The 7,303-nt window shown below is 69.5% G+C and carries 6 protein-coding genes; 1 reads left to right on the top strand and 5 read right to left on the bottom strand.

Annotated elements, in window-relative coordinates; translation table 11 throughout:
- Nucleotides 1–101: 101 nt before the first annotated feature.
- A complete protein-coding gene (locus ACFU4Z_RS30615) occupies nucleotides 102–2,195 on the bottom strand; it encodes a ribonuclease J (protein ID WP_379069892.1) in 2,094 nt (697 codons plus the stop codon).
- Nucleotides 2,192–3,100: a 4-hydroxy-tetrahydrodipicolinate synthase gene (dapA, locus tag ACFU4Z_RS30610; RefSeq protein ID WP_379069889.1), complete on the bottom strand. Its 909-nt coding sequence runs from the start codon at nucleotides 3,098–3,100 to the stop codon at nucleotides 2,192–2,194. Before dapA ends, ACFU4Z_RS30615 begins: the two co-directional genes overlap by 4 nt.
- A 147-nt stretch (nucleotides 3,101–3,247) precedes the next feature.
- Here dapA and ACFU4Z_RS30605 point away from each other — a divergent pair, with 147 nt between their 5' ends.
- The gene (locus tag ACFU4Z_RS30605) at nucleotides 3,248–3,700 is read left to right on the top strand and encodes a hypothetical protein (protein ID WP_379069887.1); all 453 of its coding nucleotides are present in this window, start codon (nucleotides 3,248–3,250) and stop codon (nucleotides 3,698–3,700) included.
- Here the strand turns inward: ACFU4Z_RS30605 and ACFU4Z_RS30600 are convergent, their stop codons facing one another.
- Genes ACFU4Z_RS30600 through ACFU4Z_RS30590 form a run of 3 tightly spaced genes read right to left on the bottom strand, consistent with a single transcriptional unit; the run spans nucleotide 3,701 to nucleotide 7,253 of the window.
- Nucleotides 3,701–4,900, bottom strand: coding sequence for a winged helix-turn-helix domain-containing protein (locus tag ACFU4Z_RS30600; RefSeq protein WP_379069884.1), 1,200 nt, complete (start codon nucleotides 4,898–4,900; stop codon nucleotides 3,701–3,703).
- A 51-nt stretch (nucleotides 4,901–4,951) separates the two neighbouring features.
- Nucleotides 4,952–5,971, bottom strand: coding sequence for a hypothetical protein (locus ACFU4Z_RS30595; protein WP_379069881.1), 1,020 nt, complete (start codon nucleotides 5,969–5,971; stop codon nucleotides 4,952–4,954).
- Nucleotides 5,964–7,253 (bottom strand): sensor histidine kinase, encoded by a 1,290-nt coding sequence (locus tag ACFU4Z_RS30590; protein ID WP_379069878.1) that lies wholly within the window; start codon nucleotides 7,251–7,253, stop codon nucleotides 5,964–5,966. The genes ACFU4Z_RS30595 and ACFU4Z_RS30590 overlap by 8 nt, the downstream gene beginning before the upstream one ends.
- Nucleotides 7,254–7,303 lie beyond the last annotated feature (50 nt).

Genomic DNA, 7,303 nt, shown 5'->3' with positions numbered 1-7,303 from the left:
TGGGTGTGCGAGCCCCACCCCCCCCCACCACACACCACCCCACACCACCACCCCCCCCTCCCCCCACACCCCCCCCCCCCCCCCCCCCGGTTTTCTGTGTGCTATACCCCGATGACGGTGGGCACGATCATCGGGCGGCGACGGTAGACGTCGGCCACCCAGCGCCCGACCACGCGGCGCACGCTCTGCGCGATGCGGTGCGTGTCGGTGACGCCCTCGCCTGCCAGCCGCAACAGTTCGGCCTCGACCAGTTCCGCGGCGTCGGTGAGGGCGGTCGGGTCGTCGGAGAAGCCGCGGCCGCTCACCTCGGGAGTGCTGACCGCCTTGCCGGTGGACGAGTCGACCGCGACGGTGATCGAGATGAACCCGCCCTCGCCGAGCACCAGCCGGTCCGACAGGGTCGATTCGCCGACATCGCCGACCGAAAGGCCGTCGACGTAGACGTGCCCGACCGGGACCCGTCCGACGATCGAGGCGATCCCGTCGACCAGGTCGACCACGACACCGTCCTCGGCGAGCACGACCCGGTCCTCCGGCACGCCGGTGGCGATGGCCAGTGCGGCGTTGGCACGCAGATGCCGCCATTCCCCGTGCACCGGCATGGCGTTGGTCGGCCGGACCGCGTTGTACAGGTACAGCAGTTCGCCCGCGGAGGCGTGCCCGGAGACGTGCACCTTCGCGTTCTGCTGGGTGATCACCGTGGCTCCGAGCCGGGCCAGGCCGTTGACCACGGCGAAGACCGAGTTCTCGTTGCCCGGGATGAGCGAGGAGGCCAGCACGACCAGGTCGTCCTGGCGGATGTTGATCTGGCGGTGTTCGCCGCGCGCCATCCGCGACAGCGCCGAGAGCGGTTCACCCTGCGAGCCGGTCGAGATCAGCACCAGCCGGTCCCCGGGCAGGGTCGCGGCGACGTCGAGATCGACCACGACGGAGTCCGGGACCGTCAGGTACCCGAGATCCTGGGCGATCTCCATATTGCGGACCATCGAGCGCCCGACGAAGCACACCCGCCGCCCGTACTTCTGCGCGACATCGACGACCTGCTGGATGCGGTGCACGTGGCTGGCGAACGACGCGACGATCACGCGGTTGCGCGCCTTGCCGATCACTGTGTCCAGAACGCCGCCGATCTCGCGTTCCGGCGTGACGAAACCGGGCACCTCGGCGTTGGTGGAGTCGACGAGGAACAGGTCGACGCCCTCGTCACCGAGGCGAGAGAACCCGGCCAGGTCGGTGAGCCGACCGTCGAGGGGCAGCTGATCGAGCTTGATATCGCCGGTGTGCAGCACGACGCCGGCCGGGGTGCGAATGGCCACCGCGATGGCATCCGGGATCGAGTGGTTGACCGCGAAGTACTCGCACTCGAACGGACCGTGTGTGGTGCGCTCGCCCTCGGCGACCTCGGTGAGCTTCGGACGCTGACGGTGCTCTTTGCACTTCGCGGCGACCAGCGCGAGGGTGAACTTCGAGCCGATGACCGGGATGTCGGGGCGCAGCCGCAGCAGGAAGGGCACCGCGCCGATGTGGTCCTCGTGGCCGTGAGTGAGCACCACGGCCACGACATCGTCGATCCGGTCCTCGATAGGCCGGAAGTCGGGCAGGATCAGGTCGACGCCGGGCTGCTGGTCCTCGGGGAACAGCACACCGCAGTCGACGATCAGCAGCTTGCCGCCGTACTCGAAAACGGTCATGTTGCGGCCGATTTCACCGATGCCGCCGAGCGCGAAGACGCGCAAACCGTTCTTGGGCAACTTCGGCGGTGCGCCGAGGCGATCGGCGATGGGACGATCGACCGGGCGGGCCGGGGCCTGTTCGGCGCGACCGCGGCCGGACTGCTGGCGGGCGCGTCCCGGCTTCTTCGCGGGCGCTTGCTGCTCGTTGGCGGCGGACTTCTTGGCCGCGGCCTTCTTGGCGGGCGCCTTGTCCGGTGCGGCCTGCTTGGCACGCCGTGCACCGGATTGTGTTGCGCTCGCGGTCTGCACGGTGCTCGCGGCCTGCCCGGCCGACTCGACCTGCGCCGCAGCGGCGGCCTCGACCATGCTGTCGAGCTCCACCGGGCTGTCCTGTCGTGCCGGCTGGGCGGCGCGCTCGGGCGCGGCCGGGGCGGGGGCTGGGGCTGGGGCTGGGGCTGGGGCTGGGGCGCCCGCGGCACGAGAGGCGGTACGGCGGGGACGTCGTGCTAGTGGTTCGCTCATCCGAGCACCCCGGCAATCTGCAGGTCAGCGGACAGCTCGTCGAGCTGTTCGGCGGTGGGCATCAACTGTGGCAACCGTGGCTCCCCTACGTTTACTCCGAGCAATCGCAGCCCGGCTTTGCTCATGGCGACACCGCCGAGCCGGGACATCGCCGCGTTCAACGGCAACAGACTGACGTTGATCTCCCTGGCACGCACCACGTCGCCCGCGGCCCACGCGTCGCTCAGCGCGCGCAGCCGTTCGGGCACGAGATGCCCGATGACACTGATGAATCCGACGGCGCCGACCGACAGCCAGGGCAGGTTCAGCGAGTCGTCGCCGGAGTAGAAGGCCAGATCGGTCGTGGCGATCAGGTCCGCGCCCGCGTTCAGGTCGCCCTTGGCGTCCTTCACCGCGACGATGCGCGGGTGCTCGGCGAGCTTACGGATAGTGTCGGTGGCGATGGGGACCACTGAGCGCGGCGGAATGTCGTACAGCGTGACGGGCAGGTCGGTGGCGTCGGCGACAGCGGTGAAGTGAGCGAGCAGGCCGGCCTGGCTGGGACGCGAGTAGTACGGGGTCACCACCAGGAGGCCATGGGCGCCTGCCCGCTGCGCGTTACGCGCGAGTTCGATGGAATGCGCGGTGTCATAGGTGCCCGCACCGGCGATCACGGTGGCACGGTCGCCGACGGCATCGACGACGGCGCGCAGCAGATCGGCCTTCTCGGATTCGGTGGTGGTCGGCGATTCACCGGTGGTGCCGGAGATCGCGATCAGATCGACGCCGCGCTCGACCAGACGGCCCGCCAGCGCAACGCCGGCATCGACATCGAGCTTGCCCTCGGCACTGAAGGGGGTCACCATCGCGACACCTACTGTGCCGGACGCGCGCAGCTCCGTTGGCGTCGATTCACCGTTCGTCATGGTCAGAAAGGCTACCCGCTCCAGGGAACGCCCTCGACACCCTGACCGCCGATCGGCCTGCCCGTACGAGTGATTCACCTCCTACCGCGCAGCGATGGCGTCAGACTGCGCCTTGTGTGACATCAAGGATGGCGTCACACTGATGTCATGGACCTCAACAAGTACACCACTCAGCTGCGTGACGACCTGATCGCCGCCGCCGCGCTCGGCGACGAAAAGACCCAGGCCACCGCCGCCGCACTGGCAGCGGCGGCGGAAAGCGCGACCCGGCTGGCGCTGCTCGCGGCGCTGTCGGACCTGGCCGCCGAGGTCAGCACCGCGCTCGGCGACCGCACCGTGCACGTCTCCGTGGACGGCACCGACGCCAGCGTGGATGTGCGCAAGAACTCCGCGACCACCGCCGACAACGACCATCCGAGCTTCGAAGAAATGACCGGCGACATCAGCCGCGTGACACTGCGTCTGGTCGAGCAACTGAAATCGCGCGCCGAAGAGGCCGCCGCACAGAGCAATATGTCCCTCAACTCGTGGCTGTCCGGCGTCGTCTCGGGCGCGCTGCGCGACCAGATGCGCGGTTACGGGCCCAAGCGCGACGTCTGATCACAACAGCGGGGCGAGGTCCCCGCGGTCACCGATCACCACTTTGTCCAGCTCCAGCCAGTCCGCCATCTCACGCAGCGCCTCGGTGAGCGCGGCCACCGTCTCCGGGGTGCGATAACCGGGCTCGGCGAACGCACCGGGAACGAGTAGCCGCCCGGTCGCGCGCTCGGCGCGCAGGTCGACCCGGCCGACGAGTTCACCGTCGAGCAGGAACGGGAAGACGTAATAGCCGTGCACCCGCTTGGGTTCCGGTGTGTAGATCTCGATCCGATAGTGGAAGTCGAAGAGCCGTTCGGTGCGCGCCCGGAAGAAGATCAGCGGATCGAACGGGCACAGCAGGGCCGCGCCCTCGATCCTGCGCGGTGTCGCGGCGCCGACGCGCAGGTAGGCGGGTTTGTCCCAGCCCGCGACCTCGACCTGTTCCAGTTCCCCCGCGTCCACCAGCTCGGCGATCGCCGGTGTGGTCTGGGTGCGATGGGTCCGGTAGTAGTCGCGCAGGTCGGCCTCGGTCGCGACGCCGAGCGCGGTCGCCGCGCGCAGTGTCAGCTCGCGGATCGCTTCGTCCTCGGATACGTCGCGCGCCAAGACTTCCGGCGGAATCACCCGCTCCACGAGGTCGTAATGCCGGGCGAAGCCGACCCGCTTGTCCACCGATAGCGAGCCTTTGGCGAAGAGCTGCTCGCAGATCATTTTCGTATCGCTGAGATTCCACCAGGAACCCTTGGGGCGCGGCTTGTCCAGCTCCAGATGACGCTCCACCTCACCCGCGGTGGCCGCACCGACCTCGGTGATCACGTCCAGGATGTCCCTGCCGAGCGTGGGGTTGCGTTCGACGGCCAGGCGCATGCCCTCCCAGCGACCGTGGTCGTATTTCGCCATCCGCCACCGCATCAACGGCCAGTCCTCGACCGGGATCAAGGCCGCCTCGTGCGCCCAGTACTCGACGAGTTTGCGCGGCCGTCGCACCCCGTTACTCCAGGCGGCCTCGTCCAGCAGCGAGCGGTCGTAGCCGCCGATCCGGCTGAACACCGGCGCATAGTGCGCGCGCACCACCGCCGACACCGAATCCAGTTGCAGCAGTTGCGTTCTGCCCAGCACATCGAGCACCGTCCGGCGGGTCGGCGCGGCCGGTTTGCGCCTGCCGAACCCCTGCGCGGCCAACGCTGTCCGTCGCGCCGCCGCCGCACTCATCTTCCGCATGACCGGCACTTTGCCACGACGGTCCGACAAGCGCCGCCGTGCCCGCCTCGGTCAGGTCGACACCGACACCTCTCCCGCGGCGTCGATCTCGGTGCGCCGATCGCACTCGGGCGCGTTCGCGAGCACCGTGGCCAGGATCCGGCGGCCCATCGGCAGCACCCGCACGGTCACCGAGCCCGCGTTGGCCGCGTCCAATTCCTTTGTCGCCGACTCGATGACCTGCTGGCGAACCCATCGCGGCACACCGGCGAAGCCACCGTCGTCGAGCAACACCACCTCGACACCGCGAGAGCGGGCGCCGCGGGCGGCGCTGCTCAACTCGTCGGTCACCAACTGTGGCGCGCGCAGCCCGTCGCGCAGTTCGGCCTCCAACAGCTTGCATTGTTCGCGCTCGGCCGCGCTGAGCTCGGCCCCGTCCGCGATGCGTTCGAGGATCGGCCGCGCGACCTTGTCGAGCCTGGCCAGCTGTCGATCCCGCTCGCCGTTCTCCGCGGCCATGGTCGCCTCCGCCGCCGCACGCATGGTCGCTTCTTCCCGTAACAGCCGCAACGATCGCTGCATCGGGCGCATGATCGCCGCGCAGATCGAGATCCCGGCCACCGTCGCGACCGGCACCACCGATCCGACCAGCACACCCACCCGCACGCCGGTCATCGCACCCACCACGGCGATCACCGTCGCGATCCCGCCGACGCCCAGCCAGGCCGCGCCCAACCGGCCGCGTAGCACCAGCACCGCCAGGACATAGGACGACGCGAAGGGCGCCCACACCGGTTTGGTCAGACCATGGTCGACATCGATGATCGTCAGCACGGTCGCCACCGGCCCGGCGGCCGCCACGAACACGGTGGCCGACCACGGCAGCGGATCGACCGGAATCACCAGCACCAGCACACCGGCCACGACCATGATCAGCAGCGCGCACAGCCCGGGTAGCAGCGCGGTATCGGACAGATTCCGCAACATGTACAGCACAATGGTGAGTTCGAAAACGAGCAGGAACAGCCACGCCCAGCGATCGCGCAGGCCGAGCAGATCGCGCAGCCCGAATTCGGTGTGGGGGTCAGCCATCGCCACCCCAGACCAGCGTCACCGTAGTTCCTTCTCCCGGTTGGGATTCCACGAATCCGGCCCCACCGGCCAGCTGCCGCATCCGGCCGAGGATGCTGACCGAAATACCGAGACGATCGGCGGGCACCCGGTCCAGATCGAATCCGGCGCCGTCGTCACGGAACACCACGCGGATACCGCCCGCGCTCACCGTCACGGTGACCGTCCGATGCACGGACCGGCCCGGCACCGGCGCGTGGCGCAGGCTGTTGCGCACAGCCTCGGCGAGCGCGGCGGCAATGGTGCCCGCGGCGTCCACCGGCAGCCGCAAATCGTCGAGCCCGGCCCAGCGTCGCGCGGTGAATCGGACTCCCGGATTCACCTCGTGCACCGCAGAGCGCAGGAATCCGACCGCCGATTGCGCGTCGAGGTGGTCGGATTCGGTGTCGCCGCCTCGGCATTCGTCGAGTTGGTCGAGGGTGCGTTCCGCCTGACGGCGCAGTACCGGCGACTCGGTGCCGCCCCGGGAGGCATCGAGCAAGGTCGACAGGACCGCATCGTGGATCAGCGCGGCGAACCTCGCCTGCTCACGATCCCGCGCCGCGGCGCCCGCCACCGCCGCGGCGCGCTTGCTCGCCATCAGCGACTCCCGGTCCACGCGCGCCGCCGACGCGAGCGCGTAGGTGGAGCACCACAGGAACATCGCACACAGTCCTGCGGCCCGTGCGAAATCGCCGATCAGCGACAACGTGGTTCCGCCTGCCACAACGGCACGATTCGCCAGCGCCGCCTCCGCCGCCGCGACAACCAGGTAGATGACCGACAGCGGTGGCCGCCACGCCAAGGCGGCCGCGAGCACACCGAGCGCGAGCACCCGATACACCCACACCGAGGACGCGTCCGAGGTCGGCGCGGCGTAAGCGAGCGGGATAGTCGCCATTGCCGCAAGGAAACTCACCGCCGCGAGACCGGCGACTGTGCGGATGACCCGCCTGCTCCGCCCGAGCGAGACCGCGGCGAGCACCGGAAACCAGCCGAGCGCGAGGACCACGGTCAGCGCGGTCCAGCCACCCGAGACGAATCGACTCTGGTCGGCGATGTCGGGCAGTTCCACTACCGCGACGATCAGCCCGGCGAGACCGATGGTGAGGCCGAGTCTGCGCAGAATGCGATCGGCTGTCGGCTCGGCATGGTTTTCCTCGGAGACCGCCGCGACGCGACGGCGCCAGCGACCCGACCGGAAACCGTCGAGAGTCGCGGAGTCCGCGGTGGCAGGGGAGTCCAGCATGGTGGACGCGGTCATACCTGGGCCTCGCCGGCGCTCGGCTCCGGCATGACCGCGATTGCGGCTGT

This window comes from Nocardia sp. NPDC057440, from assembly GCF_042802915.1.
Lineage (GTDB): Bacteria > Actinomycetota > Actinomycetes > Mycobacteriales > Mycobacteriaceae > Nocardia.
The sequence above is the reverse complement of the archived record's forward strand: the minus strand, read 5'-3'. Positions and strand labels throughout refer to the sequence as shown.